The sequence below is a fragment of the Citrobacter sp. Cf132 genome, assembly GCF_030333885.1.
In the GTDB taxonomy this organism is placed as follows: domain Bacteria; phylum Pseudomonadota; class Gammaproteobacteria; order Enterobacterales; family Enterobacteriaceae; genus Citrobacter; species Citrobacter freundii.
The window spans coordinates 1-23,484 of the sequence record NZ_JAOWFA010000041.1 but is presented as its reverse complement, the minus strand read 5'-3'; the positions used below and the strand labels follow the sequence as shown (position 1 = coordinate 23,484).

Genomic DNA, 23,484 nt, shown 5'->3' with positions numbered 1-23,484 from the left:
CCAGCATGCCTGATAGACGCATCGCAATCAGGCATTATTCATTTACTCTTCCAGCGAATACGGCAGCGGTACGATTTGCAGCGTTTTTGCGTCGTCACGAACGCGGAACACGCTGTCGGCCTCCATGTCGTTATTCATCACAACTTGCACCAGTACCTGACCATCGGCCAGTTTTACTGCGGCAAGTACGGTACCGGTACGACGCCAGTTCTCGCCCATTTTTAATTCAAGGTCTTCGCCAGCTTCCGGTACTCGACCGGCGGCACCCGCCAAAGTCCACATGGCGCGTTTATTGGCTCCGCGGAATTTTGCACGAGCAACCATTTCCTGACCGGTGTAGCAGCCTTTTTTAAAGCTGATCCCGCCCAAAGCCTGCAGATTGGTAGCCTGTGGAATAAACTGTGCACTGTTGGCTGTATCAATAACGGGGATACCCGCTTCGATATCCAGCGCCAGCCACTGCTGGCTGTTATTTAACTCTGCTTCGCCACGCAGCTTTTCAACCAAGGTTTCTGCTGTGGTGGCATCAACGATCAGCAGAAAACGTTCAGCAGGGTGTTCGAACCACAATACCGTGGAGGCACCTTCGGTAATGACCTGCTTATCACTGTTCGGTAATTCGTTAAAGAGATTGGCCAGCGCTGCACGTGCCTGGAATCCCGCTACGCCCAGCAGGACACGCTCGTCATCCGGGGCAATCGCCACCTTCGAGAAGACCGCGTATTTTTTCAGCTCGGTGAGCTGCGCATCACGCAGGCTACGGCGCTCAAGCCATGCAAAACCGTCACCCTGTCGGAACAGACGCAGGTTGCTCCACATTTTACCTTTGGCGTCACAATGTGCAGCTAACAGGTGCTGATGCTCGGTCATCTGGCTGACATCCGCCGTGACCTGACCCTGAATATACTTCTCACTGTCGACACCGGTGATGGTGGCGAGCGCCCAGTCATCGAGCGTCATTAGCGTCAGAGGCAAACGCGTTGACGCGAAAGGCTGGCGAGGAGGAAAAGATGTAAAAGCCATAATAATGTCCTGATTTGCTTAACGCAGTGATAATGACTAATGGTAAAAGAGCTATGGCCCATTGCAAGCGGTTTAAACAGGCTATTTGTGCCATATATTGCGCTTTGCGAGGAAACATCAAAAAATGGTGAATCCTTTGGCTTAATAAGGTTTTATTTAGCGAGCGAGCTTCAGTTTACTGATATTCCCGTAAAAGAGCGGGAAAAACACGTTACAATAGCGGGATACTTCGTTTTCGCGAGACAGGGAGAAGAACATGGATATTAACAACAAAGCACGTATTCATTGGGCATGCCGCCGCGGTATGCGCGAGCTGGACATCTCGATCATGCCGTTTTTCGAACATGAATATGACAGCTTAAGTGACGAAGAAAAACGTATCTTTATCCGTCTGCTAGAATGTGATGATCCAGATTTATTTAACTGGTTGATGAATCATGGGAAACCAGCTGATGCTGAGCTGGAGCAGATGGTGCGACTTATCCAGACACGGAATCGGGAACGTGGTCCAGTGGCAATCTGATTTACGCGTATCATGGCGCGCGCAGTGGCTTTCACTGCTAATTCATGGGCTGGTCGCGGTGTTTATTTTATTGATGCCCTGGCCATTGAGCTACACCCCATTATGGCTGGTTTTGCTCTCTCTGGTGGTATTCGATAGCGTTCGCAGTCAGCGTCGAATCAACGCCTGTCAGGGTGAGATTCGGCTGTTGATGGATGGCCGTCTGCGCTGGCAAGGGCAAGAGTGGTCTATCGTTAGCGCCCCCTGGATGGTTAAAACAGGCATGATGCTGCGTTTGCGCTCTGATGCCGGAAAACGTCAACATTTGTGGCTGGCGGCAGACAGTATGGATGATGCAGAGTGGCGGGATTTACGGCGGTTGATGCTGCAAAAGGCGAAGCAGAAGTAGTACTGACGGTAAGGTTGCGACCTTAGCCGTCAGTCGGCAGAAATTCAGGACCAGTGCTCGGCCATTTCGCCAAGAATTTGCTCGCACCAGGCCTGAATGCGTTCATCGCTGAGATCGTACTGGTTCGTTTCATCCAGCGCCAAACCAACAAACAGCTGTCCATCGGCAATGACGGGTTTATCGCTGGTGAATTCGTAGCCTTCGGTGGGCCAGTAGCCGACAAACTTTACACCTTTGGTGATCAGTTTATCGTGCAACATACCCAGCGCATCCAGGAACCATTCACCGTATCCCAACTGATCGCCCATACCGTAAAGCGCGACAATCTTTCCTTCCAGGTTGAGGTCGTCCAGTTGCTCCCAGACCGCTTCCCAGTCCTCCTGAATTTCACCGAAATCCCAGGTTGGGATGCCCAAAATGAGCACGTCATACTGCTCCATTAGGGTCGGGGAATCGTCTTTGAGGTTGTGCAGTGTCACCAGTTCGGGACCCAGGATATCGCGGATTTTTTCTGCTGCCATTTCGGTGTAGCAGGTGCTGGAACCGTAAAAAAGACCCATGTTCATGACGTAAACATCTCAATTCTGCTGTAGCGTTGCGGGTAGTGTAACAGAATCGCCGCAATCCCGGCACAATGAGGCATAATGCATCAAAAATGAGAGTGGAATAAGGGGCGCGAGTGGAACAGGATCTGGCGCGCATCGAGCAGTTTCTTGATGCCCTGTGGCTGGAACGAAATCTGGCGGAAAACACATTAAGTGCGTATCGTCGCGATCTGACCATGCTTGTGGAATGGTTACATCACCGCGGCGCTTCGCTTGCGACCGCGCAAAGTGATGATCTGCAAGCCTTGCTGGCTGAGCGGATGGATGGAGGGTATAAAGCCACCAGTTCTGCACGTTTGCTCAGTGCGACGCGACGTTTTTTTCAGCATCTGTACCGCGAAAAATATCGCGAAGATGACCCCAGCGCCTCGCTTGCATCACCTAAACTTCCGCAGCGTCTGCCCAAAGATCTCAGCGAAGCGCAGGTAGAACGACTGCTGCAGGCGCCGCTTATCGATCAACCGCTGGAGCTACGCGACAAGGCCATGCTGGAAGTGCTGTATGCAACGGGCCTGCGCGTGTCTGAACTGGTAGGACTGACGATGAGTGACGTCAGCCTGCGTCAGGGCGTGGTACGGGTGATCGGTAAAGGTAACAAAGAGCGCCTTGTCCCGTTGGGTGAGGAGGCAGTGTACTGGCTGGAAACATACCTGGAGCATGGGCGTCCATGGTTGCTCAACGGCGTATCGATTGATGTGCTGTTTCCTAGTCAGCGGGCGCAACAGATGACCCGTCAGACCTTCTGGCATCGTATCAAACACTATGCTGTGTTGGCGGGAATCGACAGCGAAAAGCTGTCACCGCACGTCCTGCGGCACGCATTTGCCACGCATCTGCTCAACCATGGCGCAGATCTGCGCGTGGTGCAGATGCTACTGGGGCATAGCGATCTCTCGACAACGCAAATTTATACTCATGTCGCAACGGAGCGCTTGCGGCAACTACATCAACAGCATCACCCGCGAGCGTGAGTGCTGACAGGATAGGATAGGCTATGAAAAAACGTTTTATGATGTTCACCCTGCTGGCGACGGCGTTTTCCGGCATGGTACATGCAGACGACGCGGCAATTCGCCAGTCATTAGCAAAGCTGGGTGTGCAGAGCACCGAGATTCAACCTGCTCCGGTTGTGGGCATGAAAACCGTACTGACCAATAGCGGCGTGCTGTACGTAACTGAAGACGGTAAACATATTATTCAGGGACCGATGTATGACGTGAGCGGCGCAAGTCCGGTGAACGTCACCAACCAACTGCTGATGAAGCATCTGAACGCGCTGGAAAAAGAGATGATCATCTACAAAGCGCCGCAGGAAAAACACGTCATTACTGTTTTCACCGACATCACTTGTGGTTACTGCCACAAGCTGCATGAAGAGATGAAAGATTACAATGCGTTGGGGATCACCGTACGTTATCTGGCCTTCCCACGTCAGGGGCTGGACAGCCAGGCTGAGCAGGACATGAAGTCTATCTGGTGTGCTAAGGACAAAAACAAAGCCTTTGATGACGCGATGACTGGCAAGGGTGTAAAAGCGGCGACCTGTGATGTGGATATCGCTAACCACTATGCGCTGGGCGTACAGTTTGGCGTCAGCGGTACACCGGCGATTGTGCTGAGCAATGGCTATGTCGTACCTGGTTATCAGGGCCCGAAAGAGATGAAAGAATTCCTCGACGCACATGCAAAACAAACCAGCGGTAAATAATTCGCGTGAAACAACAGATACAACTTCGTCGGCGTGAGGCCGACGAGACCGCCGAGCTACCTGCCGACTTGCCGCCACTGCTGCGCCGTTTATACGCCAGCCGTGGTGTACGTAGCGCGCAGGAGCTTGAGCGTAGCGTGAAAGGCATGCTGCCGTGGCAACATTTGAACGGCGTCGAAAAAGCGGTTGAGATCCTCTACAACGCCTTTCGCGAAGGAACCCGAATCATCGTTGTCGGCGATTTTGATGCTGATGGTGCGACCAGCACGGCGCTAAGCATCCTGGCGATGCGCGCGTTGGGCTGCAGTAACGTTGACTACCTGGTGCCAAATCGTTTTGAAGACGGTTATGGTTTAAGCCCGGAAGTCGTTGATCAGGCCCATGCCCGGGGCGCTCAGCTGATTGTCACCGTAGACAACGGCATCTCGTCTCACGCAGGTGTCGAACATGCCAGAACGTTGGGGATCCCGGTCGTTGTGACCGATCACCACCTGCCAGGGGATACGCTGCCGGGCGCAGAGGCTATCATCAACCCTAACCTGCCCGACTGTGAATTCCCGTCGAAATCGCTGGCTGGCGTTGGTGTGGCCTTCTACTTGATGCTGGCGCTGCGCACCTTTTTGCGTGACAAAGGCTGGTTTGATGAACGCGGCATTGCACCGCCGAACCTGGCGGATTTGCTCGATCTGGTTGCACTTGGCACGGTGGCGGACGTGGTCCCGCTGGATGCCAATAACCGTATTCTGACGTGGCAAGGCTTAAGCCGTATCCGCGCCGGAAAGTGCCGCCCTGGTATTAAAGCGCTGCTGGAGATTTCCAATCGCGACCCCCTAAAGCTGGCAGCCAGTGATTTAGGTTTTGCCCTCGGGCCACGGCTGAATGCGGCGGGCCGTCTGGACGATATGTCCGTTGGTGTGGCGCTGTTGCTGTGCGACAACATTGGCGAAGCGCGTGTGCTGGCCAATGAGCTGGATGCGCTCAACCAGACGCGCAAAGAGATCGAGCAGGGTATGCAGGCCGAAGCACTGACCTTGTGTGAAAAGCTGGAACGCAGTAGCGATACGCTACCGGGCGGCCTGGCAATGTATCATCCCGAGTGGCATCAGGGCGTTGTGGGGATTCTGGCATCGCGTATTAAAGAGCGATTCCATCGTCCAGTGATAGCGTTTGCCCCGGCAGGTGACGGTACTCTCAAAGGATCCGGGCGTTCGATTCAGGGGCTGCACATGCGCGATGCGCTGGAGCGCCTGGACACCCTTTATCCGGGCATGATCCTCAAGTTTGGCGGTCACGCCATGGCGGCGGGTTTATCGCTTGAAGAGGCGCAGTTTGAGCGTTTCCAGCAGCGTTTTGGCGAGCTGATAACCGAGTGGCTGGATCCTGCCTTACTGCAAGGTGAAGTGGTGTCGGATGGCCCACTGAGCGCGGCGGAGATGACCATGGAGATCGCACAAATGCTGCGCGATGCCGGACCGTGGGGGCAAATGTTCCCGGAACCGCTGTTTGACGGGCATTTCCGTTTGCTCCAGCAGCGTCTGGTCGGTGAGCGTCATCTGAAGGTGATGGTCGAGCCCGTGGGCGGTGGTCCGCTGCTGGACGGTATTGCGTTTAATGTCGATACCACCTGCTGGCCAGACAACGGCGTGCGCGAAGTTCAGCTTGCCTACAAACTGGATATTAACGAGTTTCGCGGCAACCGCAGCTTGCAGATTATAATCGACAATATCTGGCCACTTTAGCGTCACTAATCGCTATAAAAAAGGGCGTGGATTAGTTACAATCCCGCTCTTATCACCGCATTTTGACTAGTCCAATAAAAGAAATCAGACAATGTTTGAAATTAATCCGGTAAATAACCGCATTCAGGACCTCACGGAGCGCTCTGACGTTCTTAGGGGGTATCTTTGACTATGATGCCAAGAAAGAGCGTCTGGAAGAAGTAAACGCCGAGCTGGAACAGCCGGACGTGTGGAACGAACCCGAACGCGCTCAGGCGCTGGGCAAAGAGCGTTCCTCCCTTGAGGCCATCGTTGATACGCTCGATCAGATGAGCCAGGGCCTGGAAGATGTCTCCGGCCTGCTGGAACTGGCTGTAGAAGCCGACGACGAAGAAACCTTTAACGAAGCCGTAGCAGAACTCGATACGCTGGAAGATAAGCTGGCCCAGCTGGAATTCCGTCGTATGTTCTCCGGTGAATATGACAGCGCGGATTGCTATCTCGATATTCAGGCAGGTTCTGGCGGTACGGAAGCGCAGGACTGGGCAAGCATGCTGATGCGCATGTATCTGCGTTGGGCTGAAGCGCGCGGCTTTAAGACTGAAATCATTGAAGAGTCTGAAGGTGAAGTCGCGGGTATTAAATCCGTGACCATCAGAATTGCTGGTGAATATGCGTACGGTTGGCTGCGTACTGAAACCGGCGTACACCGTCTGGTACGTAAGAGTCCGTTCGACTCCGGCGGACGTCGCCATACGTCGTTCAGTTCGGCGTTTGTTTATCCGGAAGTTGACGATGATATTGATATCGATATCAACCCGGCGGACCTGCGTATTGACGTTTACCGTGCCTCCGGTGCAGGCGGTCAGCACGTTAACCGTACGGAATCTGCGGTGCGTATTACCCACATCCCGACCGGGATTGTGACGCAGTGTCAGAACGACCGTTCCCAGCACAAGAACAAAGACCAGGCCATGAAGCAGATGAAAGCGAAGCTTTATGAACTGGAAATGCAGAAGAAGAATGCCGAGAAACAGGCGATGGAAGACACCAAGTCAGATATCGGCTGGGGTAGCCAGATTCGTTCTTATGTCCTTGATGACTCCCGCATCAAAGATCTGCGTACCGGGGTTGAAACCCGTAACACGCAGGCGGTGCTGGATGGCAGCCTGGATCAATTTATCGAAGCAAGTTTGAAAGCAGGGTTATGAGGAACCAACATGTCTGAACAACACGTACAGGGCGCTGACGCGGTAGCCGACCTTAACAATGAACTGAAAACGCGCCGTGAGAAGCTGGCGAGCCTGCGTGAGCAGGGGATCCCGTTCCCGAACGATTTCCGTCGCGATCATACCTCAGACCAACTGCATGCTGACTTCGACGCGAAAGAAAACGAAGAGCTGGAAGCGCTGAACATTGAGGTATCCGTTGCTGGCCGTATGATGACCCGTCGTATTATGGGTAAAGCATCATTCGTTACGCTGCAGGACGTTGGCGGCCGTATTCAGCTGTACGTTGCTCGCGATGACCTGCCGGAAGGCGTCTACAACGAGCAGTTCAAAAAATGGGATCTGGGCGATATCCTCGGCGCGAAAGGTAAGTTGTTCAAGACCAAGACCGGTGAGCTGTCTATCCACTGCACCGAACTGCGTCTGCTGACCAAAGCGCTGCGCCCGCTGCCGGACAAATTCCACGGTCTGCAGGATCAGGAAGCACGCTATCGTCAACGTTACCTGGATCTCATCTCTAACGATGAATCCCGCAATACCTTTAAAGTGCGTTCACAGATTATGGCTGGCATCCGTCAGTTCATGGTTGCTCGCGGCTTTATGGAAGTCGAAACCCCGATGATGCAGGTGATCCCAGGCGGTGCGGCAGCGCGTCCGTTTATCACCCATCATAACGCGCTGGATCTGGACATGTACCTGCGTATCGCGCCGGAACTTTACCTCAAGCGTCTGGTGGTTGGCGGCTTCGAACGCGTATTCGAAATTAACCGTAACTTCCGTAACGAAGGCATCTCTGTTCGCCATAACCCAGAGTTCACCATGATGGAACTCTACATGGCTTATGCGGACTACAAAGATCTCATCGAACTGACTGAATCTCTGTTCCGTACGTTGGCGCAGAACGTTCTGGGAACGACTGAAGTGCCTTACGGTGAAGAAGTCTTCGACTTCGGTAAGCCGTTTGAAAAACTGACCATGCGCGAAGCGATTCAGAAATACCGTCCGGAAACCAACATGGCCGATCTGGATAACTTCGACTCTGCAAAAGCGATTGCTGAATCTATCGGCATCAAAGTTGAGAAGAGCTGGGGTCTGGGCCGTATTGTGACCGAGATCTTTGAAGAAGTTGCAGAAGCGCACCTGATTCAACCAACCTTCATTACCGAGTATCCGGCAGAAGTTTCTCCGCTGGCGCGTCGTAATGACGAAAACCCGGAAATCACCGATCGCTTCGAATTCTTCATCGGCGGACGTGAGATCGGTAACGGCTTCAGCGAGCTGAACGATGCCGAAGATCAGGCGCAGCGTTTCCAGGATCAGGTTAACGCCAAAGATGCGGGTGATGACGAAGCGATGTTCTACGACGAAGACTACGTTACCGCTCTGGAACACGGTCTGCCGCCGACTGCGGGTCTGGGCATTGGTATCGACCGTATGGTTATGCTGTTCACCAACAGCCACACCATCCGTGACGTGATCCTGTTCCCGGCGATGCGCCCGGTTAAGTAAGATGTGAAATGCCGGATGGCGGCTGACGCCTTATCCGGCCTACGATTCGAAATGTAGGCCAGATAAACGTAGCACCATCAGGCAATAATTTGTTGGCAGTAATTCTGCAACAGCGCACGCGCTTCTTTGTTTGCAACCTGCATTACCATCCACGGGCTGAAAGCCCACGGCGTCGCGTCAATCCCGCTTAAGACATCCTCAAGATTGCTCCACTGGCAATCCATCACTTCATCTGGGTTTAGCTGTAGCTCACTGACGATATGTGCGGCATAAACCGGACATACTTCGTTTTCAACTATTCCACTCGGGTCCGTGGCGCGATAACGAAAATCAGCGTATACGGGGGTGAGCAAGTTGATATCTGCACCCAGTTCGAAGCGAGCCCGGCGGACAATAGCGACTTCGTTGGTTTCACCCAACTGCGGGTGACCGCAGACAGAGTTGGTCCAGACACCTGGCCAGGCTTTTTTGTGCAGCGAGCGGCGGGTGACCAGCAGTTGGCCCTGCTCGTTAAATATCCAGCACGAGAAAGCGGAGTGCAGGGGGGTTGTGGCGGTATGCGCCGCATACTTTTCCAGCGTTCCGCAGGGTTGGTCCTGCTCATTCAATAAAATGACATGTTCCTGTCGCATAGCGTCCACCATCAATCTTAAGCACTCACATTATATGCTTAATTAAGTCAGAGTGATTAACAGAGGGTGTGAAATGCCAGAGCTGCCGGTTCGTTGCGCGATATGATTTGGCATCCGGTTTCTGGCTGCTATGATAAAGCGTCTGAAAATGTTGCGAGGTATTGTTTTGAGTGCAGGACGCCTGAAGAAAAATGGCCTGGGTATCGTGATGCTGCTGTGTGTCGGTCTGCTGTTAGCGGGCTGTTCCGGGAGCAAGTCGTCTGATACAGGAAGTTATTCCGGCTCCGTGTATACCGTGAAGCGGGGAGATACGCTATACCGTATTTCGCGCGCCACCGGTACCAGCGTGAAAGAGATCGCTCGCCTGAATAATATTTCACCGCCCTATACCATTGAAGTGGGGCAAAAGCTGAAGGTCAGCGGCGGCGCGAAAACCAGTTCTGGATCTGGCAAAACAACCAAGAAATCCTCAACCAAAACGGCGGCGGTCAGACCATCTTCTTCTGTGCCGCAGTCGTCCTGGCCACCAGTAGGGCAACGTTGCTGGCAGTGGCCTGCCAGCGGTAAGGTGATCCTGCCTTATTCTACGGCGGACGGCGGCAATAAGGGCATTGATATCTCGGCTGCGCGCGGTACGCCGATTTATGCGGCCGGAGCAGGGAAGGTGGTTTATGTCGGTAATCAGCTGCGGGGCTACGGTAATCTCATCATGATTAAGCACAGTGAGGACTACATCACTGCGTATGCGCATAATGACACCATGCTGGTGAACAACGGTCAAAACGTGAAGGCCGGGCAGAAGATAGCGACGATGGGCAGCTCGGATGCGACGACGGTGCGCCTGCATTTCCAAATCCGCTACCGGGCAACGGCTATCGATCCGCTGCGTTATTTACCGCCGCAGGGGAGTAAGCCAAAATGCTGACGGTGAATTAATCGCCAGTCAGTCGGTTAGTCCCTTGCCAAGAAGAGCGTAAGGTTTATAATCCCTTACGCACTTCAATGCGGGCGTAGTTCAATGGTAGAACGAGAGCTTCCCAAGCTCTATACGAGGGTTCGATTCCCTTCGCCCGCTCCAGAATCTCCCCAGGTGGAACCGTTCGAAAAACTCCGGTTCTTTCAGCATGTTACGCAGTAGTGCTTACTAACATGCTTAGGCGTTCTACCATAGTTCACTACTTTGACACTTGTCACGAATGGTTACTCGGTGAAATGAGAGTGTAGCCAATCGTCGGCGGTGGTTTCAAGTTCTTACCGCGATAGCCCAACAATGAACGCAAAGCCTACACCAGGCAGCGACGGATCGCACTTCTCATAACCTTACAGTGAAGCGCATTTTTTGCCGATGCTCCCACATGCCACACGTCGCGATGACGTTGCAGGGAATAAACAGGTTTATGGTGGTGTTCGTACCTACAAACGATATGTAGGCTCTGCCAGCGGTTCGGCCTCGCTCCTTCGGGTACATGGTCATCCTGATAAACTTCACTGTCTGACATATCCCTGATGTTGTCGCCTAACGGCTCCGCGTGTTGTCTTACCACCAACGGGCATTAGGCTTCTATTGTCCAAAATCTGTTAGTTGCACAATTTTTGCACCCTGTATAACCTGAGATTAATCTTAATCACTCAAGGGTGGGTATGTCAGATAAGGAATCAATACGAAGGGAGTTAACTCTTTTGTTGGAGATACTCGCCTTGACTGGAGAGCAACGAGATTTTGTTGAATCAATGTACCAAGACAATGCAAACAGTAGGGGGATGGTAATGACCAACAAGCAGTTACGTATCCGCTATGGATTTCATGGAAAACACATGGAAAAAAATGTTGCCTGGGATGGCAATGATCAGGTGAATAGTGTTTTGACTGTTCTTATTGAGGAGTTGTCTCTCCCGATAGGTGAGAAACCAGTGAATCTGATTGAACACGGTGTAGATGATGTATTTTTCTACGATGAAGAGAGTCAGAAATGGCTCGAAATCCCTCCTAAATGGCTAATCAAGGCATAAGGTCAGGGGGCAACTCGCCCCCCGCTTCTTCACTTCAACGCGCGTATGTAATCAAGCAAGGCTTTCAGTTGGCTACCTTTCATCGCCGGAACACGAATACGTATATCAGCCTTTCCTGTACTGGCGTACCTGCTTTCCCCTTGCAGTAATCGAAGGCTCATTGTTATGATCTGATGGTCTGGCATTCCTAACACTCCGTGGTGGTTTGTTGTTTGTCGGATCGCTGTGTGGGATGTTCTCAGCATCCTGCACAGCACTATTAACAGCATTGCGTAAATTTCTCGGTAACAGATGACGCTGTATCGTCGTCCCTGCAAACTTCACTACCTGCGTATAAACGCACACCGTAGCACCACACCAGATAAAGCTGGTGATTAGCTCTTCTTCCTTTTTCAATACTCATCTCCGAGAATTGCACCTAAGAAAAATTCTGTTTGCTCTTCGCTGCCTTTGACGCTGTAACACTCGATAGCCTTTCTCATTTCGCTTTCGTCCGTGTTACCAGCCAGCCATTCTATCAGGCTTTCTAAATACTCCTCCGCTCTGTTCACGTCGTGATCTTCTGGTAACACCTTGATTGCATCTGCCATGAAACAGGCTTCTACGTGGTCGTAATGAAACAGCAGGGCAAGAATACTTTCTTGTTGCCATTGTTCAGGCGTTTTCAATCCGTAACTGTTAGTCATTTGATACTCACCCATTTACGATCCTCGTTCGGTGTTGCTTGTTGAATTGCATCTTTCAACACCTGTTCAAAGTTCACGCCGTGCTCCTGGCTTCTCTGCCACATGTCCAAAAATGCTACGGCGAATTTCAATTCTTCTTCGCTCTTAATAGGGCTGAAAGCGGTTGTGTGTTCGTTCATCTCTATAATCTCCATACTCATTACTCCTCTTCAAAGGTCATTGTGTAGCGGCATTGCTGCGACGGTCTGGTCGTCACTGTCTCTGTATAATTGGCGTTGCTATAAACGCAAATCCGCGCGTTGTCTGTTTCCTGTTCGTCACTAAGAACAAGGGTTATTTGTCCGGCATTTGCCAGGGCTGGCAGTAGTGCCAGCGTCAGCACAAGATATTTAGATTTCAAGGCTAAACTCCTCTGTCAATTCGTCGCCTACTTCGAGCGTGTAACCAATATAAAAGAGCGTTGACCGTGGATCAGCATGACCCAGGAGAAGGGCGATCTGTTCAACCGGCACACCTGCACTGAATAAAATTCGCCCTTTTGATTTTCGCGGGGTATGACACCCTACGTTAGAGAATCCCACTCTACGCCCGATCTTGCTGAACTCAGTGAACACAGTGTTACGAGTTACGGCGTTGCCTCTGCTACGGAGATCGCCTTTGCTAAAGATGAAATCCGTCTTCACAGGCATAGTGGATTGTTCCTCTCTCCGCATCTCTACGATTTTCCGCATGGTGTCAGTAATCTTGATACGGAGCGGTTTCACCTTCTTATTAGGATCTGCCTTTCGTTTAGATTTCTGCTGTTTCACCTCGATATGCGTTTTCCCTGCACTGAATTGTGACCAGGTGAGGGTTAACAGGTCAGAGATACGTAATGCGCTCTCATACTGCATCACCCATGCACAGTAGAACAGGTTTGTTCTGGTATTGCGTCGTAGCTCTGCCGCCACTGCTTTCACGTCCTCCGCGCTTTTAAGCGCAACTGCGATACCTTCCATTCTTTATCCCTCCTCTTGTTCGTTTCGTTGAAATCATAATTGATCAGAAATTGATCATTTTCAATATGTTGCACGATACATTTGTTTATGAAGAGCACGAAATGATCAAAAGGTATGCGCGGTTGCTTGAGTTGCTTAACGGCGTGATCAAGGCCGCCCCAATTCTGCTGTCCGTCAGCACCGAATATCTGTAACAGATTGAAAATTAACAATAAATTCAATTTAGCCAATGATTCATGAAACGGTGGTTATGTCAAGAAATTTATTTTCGATGACGGGGAGTTACCCCTGTTTGCACGGCGAAGTGATGGAAAAGTGTACTGATTGAATAAAATCAAAGGTTTACAAAATACACTTTTCTAAAGTGTATCGAATCGTGAGGGATTCGCACTGTAAGTGAGAGCTATTCTCATCTGTGGTGATGTGAATTGAGTTTTTGAGAATGGTTCTCAATAATGGGGGTTTTGGCATGAAAAAAGAATTGTTACATTATAACAATAAGGCGAGAAGACTCGTTCAACGAATCTGGCACGGGTGCAAAGTAGTTTTCATGACAAATGGCGCTGTATTCAGCACTACACAACGGTTTGGCTAAACTGATCATTCTGACAATGAAAGTGAACAATCTACTTTAGCTTACATTTACCCTGGATCTTTACCTGTCATTTAAGATAGGTTTTGACGTTATTAATGTAGGGGTTTGATAGGAATAATCTAAGATTTGCCTCTGGCTGTTCTTAGGATTGTTGCATGTGCGATTCGGAGTGAGCAGGGCGACGGTCTGCCGTTGGGTGAAGGGCTGAAAGTAACGTTTTGGTACTCGAGATCACAACGAAAGTAACGTTTTGGTACTTTTAAAGTAACGAAACGGCACACTATAAGATTAAATAAGACTACTAATTAATAAGACTATCTTTTAATACTTTTGCTGTTGTCCCTGCTCGGTACTCTCCGGGCAAGTGACCTGTTTCGCCTTTGGTTGGCTCCTCGGTCAGCCCCGTACCGCTCATGGAACAAGCGCAAGCGTACTCTTTACCTTCTGGACTCGTGCAAACTTCGTTTCTGACGAGAGTCAGGCACGAACGATTATTTGCCATCGGCAAGAGATCGCTTTCGCCGTGGGCGAATACCATTGCGCTGTGCGCGGAATTACCATCTGACCAACCAACTACCGTTGATTGTCCATCTGATAAGCTGACTAACTTCAACCATCCATTCATGAACTAACGTTCACCCATGCAAGGTTTCAGTAAGTCAGTGGCTAAGGCTTCACTGTTCGCTGATGGCTCCAGTTCATCCAGCCTCAATCCAATACCAACACCTACTATCCTGATAACTACCGTTATCCCTCTGTAGTTGTGCTATTGGTTTCGGGAGTAAGTGCCAGAGGGCGGCATAAATGCAAATAGAACGCCTCAGAGGTGCTGTAGTCGATTTTAAGATGGTAAGGAATACAGACACTGCCGATGCAATAAAAGCTCTTAGAATGCTTTACAGAGCGTTTTAGGACTATTGTAGTTAATGAACCAGGCGTGAGCCTCTCAGCACATCCATCGTTAGTATAGTTGGCTGGGCATACGTGATGGTGCTACATAATGAAACGATGGTTTCAATGTCCTGGATGGTGATCTGATAGGTTCCAGCACCGGGCGAGCCAATGTCTCGGCAGAGTATCCAGCCAGCATTATCCAGATCGCCAATGACGGTCATCACTCGTTTCTGAGTCATGCCGAGATTACGGGCTGTACAACTCAGATCGAACATCACACATCCGGCTGTATCGTCCTCACACTCTCTGAGATACGCCCACACTCGTTTATGATCGGTGGTAATGGTCAGTACTTTGGGGTGCTTACCGCGCTTTTGTGGATGCGTTACTTCGGTGAAATAGGGCACCAGGCTGTCAAACATCTGTTCGGTGGTGAGTTCAATTGTATGTGGCGTGTGAGATGTGCTGAGGTGTGGCTGAGAATGATTCATTAAGTCCTCCTGTCTGTTTTTTAGTCAATAAGTCCTCTTGGTTGAGTTGTTATCGTTCATTTTTTAATCACTTGTTAATGTGGTGTCTGGGGTTTTCCCAAGCATTCCGTTCTGGTTGGCAAAACTACCACAAAAACAGATTGATTTCCATCGTTGATTTTGTCTATAAAGAGCACTAATCGCAAAGCAAAAATGCAACGCGTTGAAAAAGATCAAAATTATTTTGAGAAATCACCGTTGAGGGGTTGACAAAAGTTTATAAAAATGTTAAAGTAGTCTTATAGCACAAAACTTTGTTTACCCATCAACGCACTTTGAGCCGTCAGGCTGCAAGGTGTTTTTTATATACGCCAACCATAGGAGGCCACACTGAGATACTTTGACGTTGAAGACACACTTCAACAATTGAAAGACGGAACCACCAACCGTTACCGCATCCGAGCACTACGCAACGCTTGCCGCGCTCGTGGATACCACGAAAGGGAAGCCTTTCTCACAGAAGTATTGAAGCGCTGGGATGAAATCCGCACTTCGACCACTAAATAACCCAGAAGGAGAACAAGAATGATCGAGAAGAAAACCAAACTACCACCGTCCACATCGTTAATGATACCGGATGAGACATTTCAGATTCTGTTCAGAGAAGCGAAGCGCCGAAAAATGAGCGTAAGCGCACTCCTTCTTGAAGAATGCCAAAGTCTGGCGGTCAAATACTCGAAAGCTGGCGCGTAATAACCACGTTTCAGCGTCAAAACCCACCCCACGAATGAGAAGCGGAGAAAACCAAATGAGGAGCATTCGTAATTTACTGAGCATACATAGGAGCAAACAACAATGGCAAAAACCCTCGCCCAGATTAAGGCAGATCCAAAATACCAATACACCGATAAAGATGGTGTAACGAGAGAGCGCACTCTCAACATTCCCCACTACTTCAAAGAAATCCCTTTTATCTACTCCCCACACCTTGAAAAAGGAAGAGTGAAGTTCAGCGCCAGGATGCAAAAGTTGTATTGTTACGTAGCAGACTGGGAGAAATCCGGTGGTGTTTGTTATGAAGAGCAATCCGAGCTTGCAAAGGTTTGTGATTTATCTCGTGGAAAAACAAACGATCTGATCGAACAGATGGAATTAATAGGACTCATTACGAGAACTAAAATACCTGGTAGGAGGAATAAGGAATTACGAGCACTTCCGCTAACTGATGCTCACATTACCCCACCAGAAGCGCCGACAGCGCAGCCTGTAGCAGCGTCTGACGAAGTGCCAGCCCCTGAGCCAGTGAAGGCCGCAGAGGAGCATTCAGTTCCTGATTTTGATGATCTTCCGTTTGTCTGGGATGCTCCAGAATACCTGGAGCCGCCAGCACCAACACCAACGATCCCCACTCAGCAGGACAAGCCAGACCTTCCCTGGGGCGGTGTAGCTATCTTCAAACCGAATGGCGATCCCATTGATGCCGCTTTGAAATGGGCGCTAACAGAGACAATGGGCGATGAGGAAGCAGCCTACCAACTTATTTCACAGACAGCGACCAAACATCTTGGACGTGAGATTATTTTAACCGTATCAACGAATGAAACCTTCGGCGAATTCGAAGATCTACCATTTTAACCAGGAGGATTATGATCCAATACTTAGTGAAATACGGTGTTGACCGTATTCAGATTAATGACGCTGGAAAGCGTGTGTTAGAAACCCTGCATTACTTCTATAAATCCAAACCGACAAAAATCCAACTTGGTGACATTATCGAACGATCTGGATGTTCGCAAGGCGGCGTGATGTTCTGGCTTCACGCTTTAAAATCATTCGGTGTTATCGATTTTAAAGAAGCTGGCTATTTCGACGTAACAGTTAAATCTATGATCTCGGATTATGAGATCATTTATTCAAATGACTAAATAACAATCAATGGGAAACTTTTATGATCATCGCTATCTATTGGCTATTTGCATTTTACGCAGTATGGACATTAACGAGAAAACACAGAGTTTCCCCCTTTACGAGGAATGAATGGGAAAAAGAGAACGCAGTAACATTGTCAGAATTGAAAAAGCAGTAAGAGCAACAAAACGTAAATACAGCCATAAGCTAAAAGATTATTCAAGAGAATCTATTCCAGGCTCACTAAAAACAACTATTTTAGAACACCCTCCCTCTGTACCTTGCGGTGATGAATACAACGCCTTGCAAGAAATAATTAGCACTACGCCTGGCGTATTCTGGAAACCTCGAAAAAGAAAAGAATACATAATTGATAGTAGCCAGCTTAAACCCTGGCAAATTATCGGATTTGAACATTACTCCGATTATGTCGGGTATTCACAAACTAACGGCCTGAGTGGTCACACTGCCGATTTAGATTTTTTATTTAATGACGATAGGGAAAATTATAATGACTAACGACACAATTCAATCTCTACTTCTTAGTTTCGAAGATAATTATCATCTCCCGCTACTACAGGAAGTGAATAAAACATACATTACAGTAACGCCTGAGAGCCTCCTGAACGCTGTCAGACATACTGAGCAAGCCATCACAGCCCTTGAGCACCTTCAAACCTCTGTAGCTCGTTTGGTGGAGCGTGACGGCAGCACCATCACCGCTGATCAGGCGTGGCGAGTAGCAAATACCCTTGAAGAGCTTGCTTGCTCCCTGCAATACATCACGCTTGAGCTGGGAGAGCTTGCCGTTAGCATTGCAGAGAAATACGCTGTAAGCGAGGGTGAATGAAAATGCAAGTAAAGTGAATAAAATGTCGGTTTAGGTATTGACAAATTAACAGAAATGTTATAGAATAAGAAGTAGGGATAGTATTCGAATCACTTCTCCCTCCTGAATGCCGTTTCCCATAGCGGCACTCTCTTTTGAATGCTTTTTTTGAAAGTGTTGGTTCTTTCTTCTTCTTTTTTGTTTAGTTCCGAAGGAATGCGTGGGATGTAATGTCTCGTTGTGTTGGCTTTACATGCAATCACCCGCGCATCTCCGACTTTTTCAGAAAGGGCATTCGCTCTTTACCCCTCATTCATTCCGTTAGGATGAATGTAGTCAGACTTAACTACCCTTGAATTGTGAGAGGTTCAGGAATTACGTTAAGCTGGCAATCTTCTATTAATAACACTCCCGAAAGTGTCAGCTAATAGATAATGAAATCAAGATCTGTTATTGCCAGCGTGAAGGGCTTCACGTTTAACAGATGCAAAGTACCCCCGATCTTTTTAAATCTCCTAAGATAATAAAACGGGGGTCTTTTTATTAGATTGTATTCTTAACTTCATTTCTCCTGAAAAATGACGTTAATAATGCTTTCTTTAGCAAGGGGCATTCTCTCCAGGGGCTTGATCGCCCCTTTTTAACAATCTGTGTGTAACGCTTTCGTTATTAATGCTTTCGTAATTAATGCACAGACCAACGCGAAGGAACAACAATGTTCTTATTAAATAATCGCGACCGAATCCTAAAATACAAAGATGAAGTGATTTTGTGTAACCCTGAAATGATAGCTAAAGTGGCTGAAATGGCAGGATGCACTGTAGAAGAAATAGAAAAGGCTGTAGAGCGTTATTTCCCTTCTGAAAACACCACTCCAAATAAGTTAAGTATTCAGGAACGGATCGCCAATAAAGTAAAAAAGGAATCAACCAAACAATGATTATCACCCTATCAGACGTTTTTCCGGTTCGTAAAAGCTACACAGACATTGTGAGTGCTGCGACCGATAATTTTGCAGCAGTAGACAGTAAAGTGTTTGCTTCTCTTCCTGCTGATGTGCAGTGCGGCGATGTTATAGACGCTTCCGGCGATCTCTATACATCTGGGAATGTGGCTTTCGTAGTCGTCAGTGAATTTGTCACTGCTGGCAGTAATAAGCCTGTAAACGTCCTACGCGCTCCCAACGTTGGATCATACGTTGCCCTCAAGAGCGACAACCTCAACGCAGCTAACCACGCAGCAGCGATCAGCGCATTACAGGCGCAAGGCTTCGCCACTCGTGAATTTTTCACCTCTTAAGCAAGGAAGATAATAATGATTATTGGAAATGAACGTGTGGATCTGAGTCCACTATTCCAGCTAACCAGTACCCGCAATTTTTTACTGTCGTCACTAAACATTTTTGATGGCGACGGAGTTACATCTCATAAAGTGAGTGTTTCCCGTTTACTGGAAGATAACACCAGCCTTTATAATCAGCCTACTGCAAGGTTCTCCAACGAACATAACGTAACATCCCGTCAAAGCGGTAAAGAATGGCTGATCGAGCTTCCGTATTTCCTCCGTGAGGATCTTATTGTCCCGGCAGACATTCAGGGCAAGCGTAAGCCTGGAAGCGACATTCAAGAAACCGTGACTGACATTTACAGCGATTACATGAATAAACACGCTATAGCGTTTATGCGCACTCGTGAAAGTTACCTCGCACGATCACTCTTCTCTGGTCAGGTGTATACGCCTAAGACAGACGATCTGTTAATCGACTTTGGCGACCTGTTCGGCGTAGCCCCGATGAATGCCACTCTTGATCTGTCAGCTACCGATAGCAGCACTCTACGTGCCATTGACGACATGGTGAGCCAGATTACCGAAGCGGCACAAAGCCAGGCGTCGGCAGTGGAGCGAATTATTGTTTTTGCTACAGGCTCATTCTATAGCGATCTGCGTTTCAGCCCTGCAATGGAAGCGGCTTTCCGCTATGTCAGCCCATTGGACGAAGGGAACGTAGTGTTCCAGCGTCGTGACCTCCTGCCAGGTGTGAGCACCTTCTCGATCCCTGGTTCAAATGTAGATGTGATCAAAGTAACTGACCCATTGCTGATCGCACAAATGGGCGATGCTGATGCTATCGCTATCCCGCAATTCGCTAAGGGAAGCGGTATTTACACCAACATTTACGGCGCAGCCAGCAGCACCTTTGAACTCCTTAATGCAGCACCTGCGGAAGTTTATAGCTGGAGCTTCGAAAGCGAGCGCGGAAACGCGATTAACGTGATCTCGGAAAATTCCGCGTTAAGCGTTAACCACGGATTGGGCTTCTCTGTTCACATCAAAGCGGCTTAACAAGCGATAGACGTTAGCTCTTCACGTCTGGAAAATAACAGAAGAGCTTTAAACAGGGCGTGTGAACGTTGGGAACTATGAGAGCGCAAATCTCCCCAGTGTTCCCGCCCTTTTTTATTTTCAGGTGAGGATACTATGCAATTAATTTTAAAATCAGCCAAAGGGCTGCATGTTCAACTTTCTGCATCAGATGCAGAGGGGCTATTAAATGTTGCTGCTATTTGCAGACTATTAGATGTTGACTATAACGGCGTGAGGCAACGTATTTTTCGTGGTGAAACTGTAGAGCAAGCGATTCACCATTTTTTAGATCAGAAAGGCGGTGAATAATGTCAGGTGGACTATCGATCAACATCGCAGAAATAAAATCGACCGTCACCTTCGTTGTGGACAAGCAGAGTATTGCGGAGGCTAAAAAATCCGCAGATGACCTTCAACGTCATTTTTCTAAGATTAAAGACCCGAAGATTCGTTTTCAGGCTCAAAAGCAACGTAGAACTAAAGCGCGGGAACAAGTGGCTGATGCAAAATCTACTTTGCCTAAAACGCCCAGTGACTTGAAGCAGCAGCAACGCCAGGCAGAAAAGGCAGGGAAAGCGCAAGCCAGAGAAGCGGCTAAGATTGCCAAACGTAATGAGACAGCCGACCTGAAACGGCGCTCAGCCAACCTCCAAATGAAAGGTATAGCCGGAAAATACGGCGTTGATGCCGCCACACAACACCAGTTTGCTAAATTCGCTCACCAGCAGACTGAATTGTTCCGTAGCGGTCAGATCAGTAGTCAGAAGATGAACTATGAGCTACGCGAGAGAATTGCCCTCATGCGCCGTGAGGCGGCTTTACAGGCTAAAGTGACGGCATCTACTCAGGCACAGGCGGCAGCACTCAAACACGCTAAACGCACGGATTACAAAGGCGCGGCGGCTGGTATCAAAGAGAAGGGGCTGAATGTGATCGGCGGCGGTGCTGGTTTTATTGGTGCTACTGCTGCCCTTGCGGGGGGCGCTGGCATCCTGTCTCGTATCCGTGACAAAGGGAATGAGAATCTGGAACTTGTCCGTATGTCCGAACGTACCAAACTGAATCCTAATGCTGTTAAGGCGATTGTCGCCTGGGGACAGCAACACGGCGTAGACAGTGCCAGCGTGGACAAAATCACTGACGGCTTCGGGAAAGATACGCGCGAGAAAATCAGTGAAACTCTGATGAACAGCCAATTCGATCAGAAGAGTGGTAAATGGAAGGGGGGCAACTCTAACATTGAAGAAATCCTCAACAAGTTTGGTTGGAACAAGTCGCAGCTTTCACAATACGAAGACAACCCTCTGGACTTCCTCCAGGCCAGTGTTAACGAAGGGCAAAGACGCGGATACTCTGACGGTGAACTGTCCCACCTTCTGGAAAACATTTTCGACGATGGCGCTCATTACCTCGATCTCTTCAAGAATAACGGTGAACAATTTATTTCGACTCTGAAAAAGCTGGTTGATAGCGGTCAGACGCTGGACGACGAGCAGATCAAACAAGCCTACGCTTACGGCGATCTGTCCGTTGCAATGGGTAATCTGGTGAATGGTGTTGATAACAGTCTATTCACTGGCTTTATGAAAGGCTTCGCTGACGGTGGCGACGAGCTTGTTAAAAACACGCAAGTTATCACCGAATCGGCTGGAATGCTTGGAGAGGGATTAGGAGATCTGGCTAAACAGGTGACGGGCTTTGTTGGTGAGATTTCCGGCGTAGTGTCTGATCTGAATGAAGGGCTTCGCTCCCGTTTCCCTCAGTGGTTCACTAATAGCGATAAGCCAGCGGCCCAGGCCCTCTACGATGGTGCTGTGGGTGGTTCTGCGAATGCTACAGCGGATTGGATTCAGGATAAGACGGGCTTCAATACTCGTTCAGTGGGGCCAGCTATCATGGATTGGTTGGGCGTTGGTGGCGGTAATGCTGGAACAGCGGCAAATCAATACAGCCTAAATGGTGATTCTCTTCGTGGTTCCGCAATGTCACTCAGCAGCGGCAATGCGCCAGTGTACACGGTGAATCCTACATTCAATCTAAATCTTGAGGCATCCGTACCGCTCACTATCGCCAGCGATAGCTCAAGATTAAGCGATTACATTGATTTCCAGGCGAGAGCTTCTCAAGCCAGCTTTGCTCAGTCGCTAACGCTGCAAATGTCGTCCGGTCAATCGTCTACAGGTGGGTGATACATCAAAGGGGTGATGGTTTCAACACTACAGCAATGAATCCACATTTTTAAAAGGGACAGATTTAATAAGATACCCCTGTAATCCCCAAATCCCCATGACCTGCTCCCCGTTGATTAGTACACCCCGATGTTAGTAATGTCTTCATAAGCCACATGAGGACATCCCCATGAAGAAGCGTTTTTCCGACGAACAGATCATCAGTATTCTCCGCGAAGCCGAAGCTGGGGTACCCGCCCGTGAACTCTGCCGCAAGCATGCCATTTCCGATGCCACGTTTTACACCTGGCGTAAGAAGTATGGCGGTATGGAGGTGCCTGAAGTTAAGCGCCTGAAGTCGCTTGAGGAAGAGAACACCAGACTCAAGAAGCTGCTTGCCGAAGCCATGCTGGATAAAGAGGCGCTTCAGGTGGCTCTTGGGCGAAAGTACTGACGACAGACCAGAAGCGGGAAGCCGTGATGTTGATGTGTGATGCGACCGGTCTGTCGCAACGTCGTGCCTGCAGGCTTACAGGTTTATCCCTGTCGACCTGCCGCTATGAGGCTCACCGTCCGGCTGCTGATGCGCATTTATCAGGGCGCATCACTGAGCTGGCACTGGAGCGCAGGCGTTTTGGCTACCGTCGTATTTGGCAGTTGCTGCGCCGTGAAGGGCTTCATGTTAATCATAAGCGCGTGTACCGGCTTTATCACCTCAGTGGCCTGGGCGTAAAACGCAGAAGACGTCGTAAAGGGCTGGCAACAGAACGTCTGCCGCTGCTCCGTCCGGCGGCGCCCAATCTGACCTGGTCGATGGATTTCGTCATGGACGCACTTTCCACCGGTCGCAGGATCAAGTGTCTTACCTGCGTCGATGATTTCACAAAGGAATGCCTGACGGTCACTGTTGCCTTTGGGATTTCAGGCGTTCAGGTCACGCGTATTCTGGACAGCATTGCACTGTTTCGAGGCTATCCGGCGACGATAAGAACTGACCAGGGGCCGGAGTTCACTTGCCGTGCACTGGATCAATGGGCCTTTGAGCATGGTGTTGAGTTGCGCTTAATCCAGCCGGGCAAGCCAACGCAGAACGGATTTATTGAGAGCTTTAACGGACGATTTCGCGATGAATGTTTGAATGAGCACTGGTTCAGCGATATCGTTCATGCCAGGAAAATTATTAATGACTGGCGGCAGGATTATAACGAATGCCGCCCGCACTCCACG

At 49.4% G+C, this 23,484-nt stretch carries 28 protein-coding genes and 1 tRNA gene; 21 read left to right on the top strand and 8 right to left on the bottom strand.

Annotation, left to right across the window (positions count from 1 at the left end):
• Nucleotides 1-42: 42 nt before the first annotated feature.
• Nucleotides 43-1,023, bottom strand: coding sequence for a tRNA-modifying protein YgfZ (gene ygfZ, locus OGV85_RS05820; protein WP_048232745.1), 981 nt, complete (start codon nt 1,021-1,023; stop codon nt 43-45).
• 256 nt (nt 1,024-1,279) lie between these two features.
• Here ygfZ and sdhE point away from each other — a divergent pair, with 256 nt between their 5' ends.
• Both sdhE and OGV85_RS05810 read left to right on the top strand, forming a co-directional pair.
• Nucleotides 1,280-1,546 carry an FAD assembly factor SdhE gene (gene sdhE / locus OGV85_RS05815; protein ID WP_003026938.1) on the top strand — a complete coding sequence of 89 codons (267 nt, stop codon included), beginning with the start codon at nt 1,280-1,282 and terminating at the stop codon, nt 1,544-1,546.
• Nucleotides 1,527-1,934 (top strand): protein YgfX, encoded by a 408-nt coding sequence (locus OGV85_RS05810; RefSeq protein ID WP_003026936.1) that lies wholly within the window; start codon nt 1,527-1,529, stop codon nt 1,932-1,934. The genes sdhE and OGV85_RS05810 overlap by 20 nt, the downstream gene beginning before the upstream one ends.
• 44 nt (nt 1,935-1,978) lie before the next feature.
• Here the strand turns inward: OGV85_RS05810 and fldB are convergent, their stop codons facing one another.
• On the bottom strand, nt 1,979-2,500 hold the full coding sequence (gene fldB / locus OGV85_RS05805; protein ID WP_003026933.1) for a flavodoxin FldB: 522 nt from the start codon (nt 2,498-2,500) through the stop codon (nt 1,979-1,981).
• Between the two features lie 113 nt (nt 2,501-2,613).
• On the opposite strand from fldB, the gene xerD reads away from it, so the two are divergent.
• The 5 genes from xerD to lysS all read left to right on the top strand — a co-directional run bounded on the left by xerD (nt 2,614) and on the right by lysS (nt 8,703).
• Nucleotides 2,614-3,510 (top strand): site-specific tyrosine recombinase XerD, encoded by an 897-nt coding sequence (xerD, locus tag OGV85_RS05800; protein ID WP_003026928.1) that lies wholly within the window; start codon nt 2,614-2,616, stop codon nt 3,508-3,510.
• Nucleotides 3,511-3,533: 23 nt separating this feature from the next.
• The gene (gene dsbC / locus OGV85_RS05795; RefSeq protein WP_003026923.1) at nt 3,534-4,247 is read left to right on the top strand and encodes a bifunctional protein-disulfide isomerase/oxidoreductase DsbC; all 714 of its coding nucleotides are present in this window, start codon (nt 3,534-3,536) and stop codon (nt 4,245-4,247) included.
• A gap of 5 nt (nt 4,248-4,252) precedes the next feature.
• Nucleotides 4,253-5,986: a single-stranded-DNA-specific exonuclease RecJ gene (gene recJ, locus OGV85_RS05790; protein WP_061547616.1), complete on the top strand. Its 1,734-nt coding sequence runs from the start codon at nt 4,253-4,255 to the stop codon at nt 5,984-5,986.
• Nucleotides 5,987-6,077: 91 nt separating this feature from the next.
• A protein-coding gene (gene prfB, locus OGV85_RS05785) for a peptide chain release factor 2 (protein WP_096878465.1) occupies nt 6,078-7,176 on the top strand; the annotation gives its coding sequence in 2 pieces (ribosomal slippage) (nt 6,078-6,152 and nt 6,154-7,176; 1,098 coding nt in all).
• Between the two features lie 9 nt (nt 7,177-7,185).
• Nucleotides 7,186-8,703 (top strand): lysine--tRNA ligase, encoded by a 1,518-nt coding sequence (gene lysS, locus OGV85_RS05780; RefSeq protein WP_003026911.1) that lies wholly within the window; start codon nt 7,186-7,188, stop codon nt 8,701-8,703.
• 77 nt (nt 8,704-8,780) lie between these two features.
• Here lysS and idi read toward each other — a convergent pair whose 3' ends face one another.
• Nucleotides 8,781-9,335, bottom strand: a complete 555-nt coding sequence (gene idi, locus OGV85_RS05775; protein ID WP_048218550.1) for an isopentenyl-diphosphate Delta-isomerase — start codon at nt 9,333-9,335, stop codon at nt 8,781-8,783.
• A 166-nt stretch (nt 9,336-9,501) separates the two neighbouring features.
• Between idi and actS the strand changes: the two genes are divergently transcribed.
• The 3 genes from actS to OGV85_RS05760 all read left to right on the top strand — a co-directional run bounded on the left by actS (nt 9,502) and on the right by OGV85_RS05760 (nt 11,345).
• Nucleotides 9,502-10,260, top strand: coding sequence for an amidase activator ActS (gene actS / locus OGV85_RS05770; RefSeq protein WP_003026902.1), 759 nt, complete (start codon nt 9,502-9,504; stop codon nt 10,258-10,260).
• A 79-nt stretch (nt 10,261-10,339) separates the two neighbouring features.
• Nucleotides 10,340-10,413: transfer RNA gene (locus OGV85_RS05765), tRNA-Gly, on the top strand.
• Between the two features lie 563 nt (nt 10,414-10,976).
• The gene (locus tag OGV85_RS05760; protein ID WP_085016673.1) at nt 10,977-11,345 is read left to right on the top strand and encodes a hypothetical protein; all 369 of its coding nucleotides are present in this window, start codon (nt 10,977-10,979) and stop codon (nt 11,343-11,345) included.
• A gap of 392 nt (nt 11,346-11,737) precedes the next feature.
• Here the strand turns inward: OGV85_RS05760 and OGV85_RS05755 are convergent, their stop codons facing one another.
• The 5 genes from OGV85_RS05755 to OGV85_RS05735 all read right to left on the bottom strand — a co-directional run bounded on the left by OGV85_RS05755 (nt 11,738) and on the right by OGV85_RS05735 (nt 15,009).
• Entirely contained in the window at nt 11,738-12,046 is a 309-nt protein-coding gene (locus OGV85_RS05755; protein ID WP_022649298.1) for a hypothetical protein, read from the bottom strand.
• Nucleotides 12,028-12,225, bottom strand: a complete 198-nt coding sequence (locus OGV85_RS05750; protein ID WP_045623679.1) for a hypothetical protein — start codon at nt 12,223-12,225, stop codon at nt 12,028-12,030. The genes OGV85_RS05755 and OGV85_RS05750 overlap by 19 nt, the downstream gene beginning before the upstream one ends.
• 5 nt (nt 12,226-12,230) lie before the next feature.
• Nucleotides 12,231-12,431, bottom strand: a complete 201-nt coding sequence (locus OGV85_RS05745; protein ID WP_072206204.1) for a hypothetical protein — start codon at nt 12,429-12,431, stop codon at nt 12,231-12,233.
• A complete protein-coding gene (locus OGV85_RS05740; RefSeq protein ID WP_048218522.1) occupies nt 12,421-13,029 on the bottom strand; it encodes a tyrosine-type recombinase/integrase in 609 nt (202 codons plus the stop codon). The genes OGV85_RS05745 and OGV85_RS05740 overlap by 11 nt, the downstream gene beginning before the upstream one ends.
• Before the next feature lie 1,518 nt (nt 13,030-14,547).
• Nucleotides 14,548-15,009: a hypothetical protein gene (locus tag OGV85_RS05735; protein ID WP_085016858.1), complete on the bottom strand. Its 462-nt coding sequence runs from the start codon at nt 15,007-15,009 to the stop codon at nt 14,548-14,550.
• Nucleotides 15,010-15,573: 564 nt separating this feature from the next.
• On the opposite strand from OGV85_RS05735, the gene OGV85_RS05730 reads away from it, so the two are divergent.
• The 11 genes from OGV85_RS05730 to OGV85_RS05680 form a co-directional block, all read left to right on the top strand.
• Nucleotides 15,574-15,741: a hypothetical protein gene (locus tag OGV85_RS05730; protein ID WP_164530024.1), complete on the top strand. Its 168-nt coding sequence runs from the start codon at nt 15,574-15,576 to the stop codon at nt 15,739-15,741.
• 102 nt (nt 15,742-15,843) lie between these two features.
• A complete protein-coding gene (locus OGV85_RS05725) occupies nt 15,844-16,623 on the top strand; it encodes a winged helix DNA-binding protein (RefSeq protein WP_085016857.1) in 780 nt (259 codons plus the stop codon).
• Nucleotides 16,624-16,634: 11 nt separating this feature from the next.
• Entirely contained in the window at nt 16,635-16,913 is a 279-nt protein-coding gene (locus OGV85_RS05720; protein ID WP_047054422.1) for a hypothetical protein, read from the top strand.
• Nucleotides 16,914-17,025: 112 nt separating this feature from the next.
• Entirely contained in the window at nt 17,026-17,415 is a 390-nt protein-coding gene (locus OGV85_RS05715; RefSeq protein ID WP_149384602.1) for a hypothetical protein, read from the top strand.
• Complete coding sequence (locus tag OGV85_RS05710) at nt 17,408-17,746, top strand: hypothetical protein (RefSeq protein WP_149384603.1); 339 nt, start codon at nt 17,408-17,410, stop codon at nt 17,744-17,746. Before OGV85_RS05715 ends, OGV85_RS05710 begins: the two co-directional genes overlap by 8 nt.
• A gap of 694 nt (nt 17,747-18,440) precedes the next feature.
• Nucleotides 18,441-18,665 (top strand): hypothetical protein, encoded by a 225-nt coding sequence (locus tag OGV85_RS05705; RefSeq protein WP_062773106.1) that lies wholly within the window; start codon nt 18,441-18,443, stop codon nt 18,663-18,665.
• Nucleotides 18,662-19,024, top strand: coding sequence for a hypothetical protein (locus OGV85_RS05700; RefSeq protein ID WP_062773109.1), 363 nt, complete (start codon nt 18,662-18,664; stop codon nt 19,022-19,024). The genes OGV85_RS05705 and OGV85_RS05700 overlap by 4 nt, the downstream gene beginning before the upstream one ends.
• Nucleotides 19,025-19,039: 15 nt before the next feature.
• Nucleotides 19,040-20,068 (top strand): major capsid protein, encoded by a 1,029-nt coding sequence (locus OGV85_RS05695; protein ID WP_161575267.1) that lies wholly within the window; start codon nt 19,040-19,042, stop codon nt 20,066-20,068.
• A 135-nt stretch (nt 20,069-20,203) separates the two neighbouring features.
• A complete protein-coding gene (locus OGV85_RS05690) occupies nt 20,204-20,398 on the top strand; it encodes a hypothetical protein (protein WP_123551984.1) in 195 nt (64 codons plus the stop codon).
• Entirely contained in the window at nt 20,398-22,278 is a 1,881-nt protein-coding gene (locus tag OGV85_RS05685; protein ID WP_085016875.1) for a hypothetical protein, read from the top strand. The genes OGV85_RS05690 and OGV85_RS05685 overlap by 1 nt, the downstream gene beginning before the upstream one ends.
• A gap of 169 nt (nt 22,279-22,447) precedes the next feature.
• Nucleotides 22,448-23,484, top strand: a protein-coding gene (locus OGV85_RS05680) for an IS3-like element ISSen4 family transposase (protein ID WP_286553126.1) whose coding sequence is annotated in 2 segments (ribosomal slippage) — nt 22,448-22,706 and nt 22,706-23,484 — 1,038 coding nt annotated over the 2 segments. Because the reading frame shifts where the segments join, the coding sequence is not laid out codon by codon here. This gene is flagged as partial in the annotation.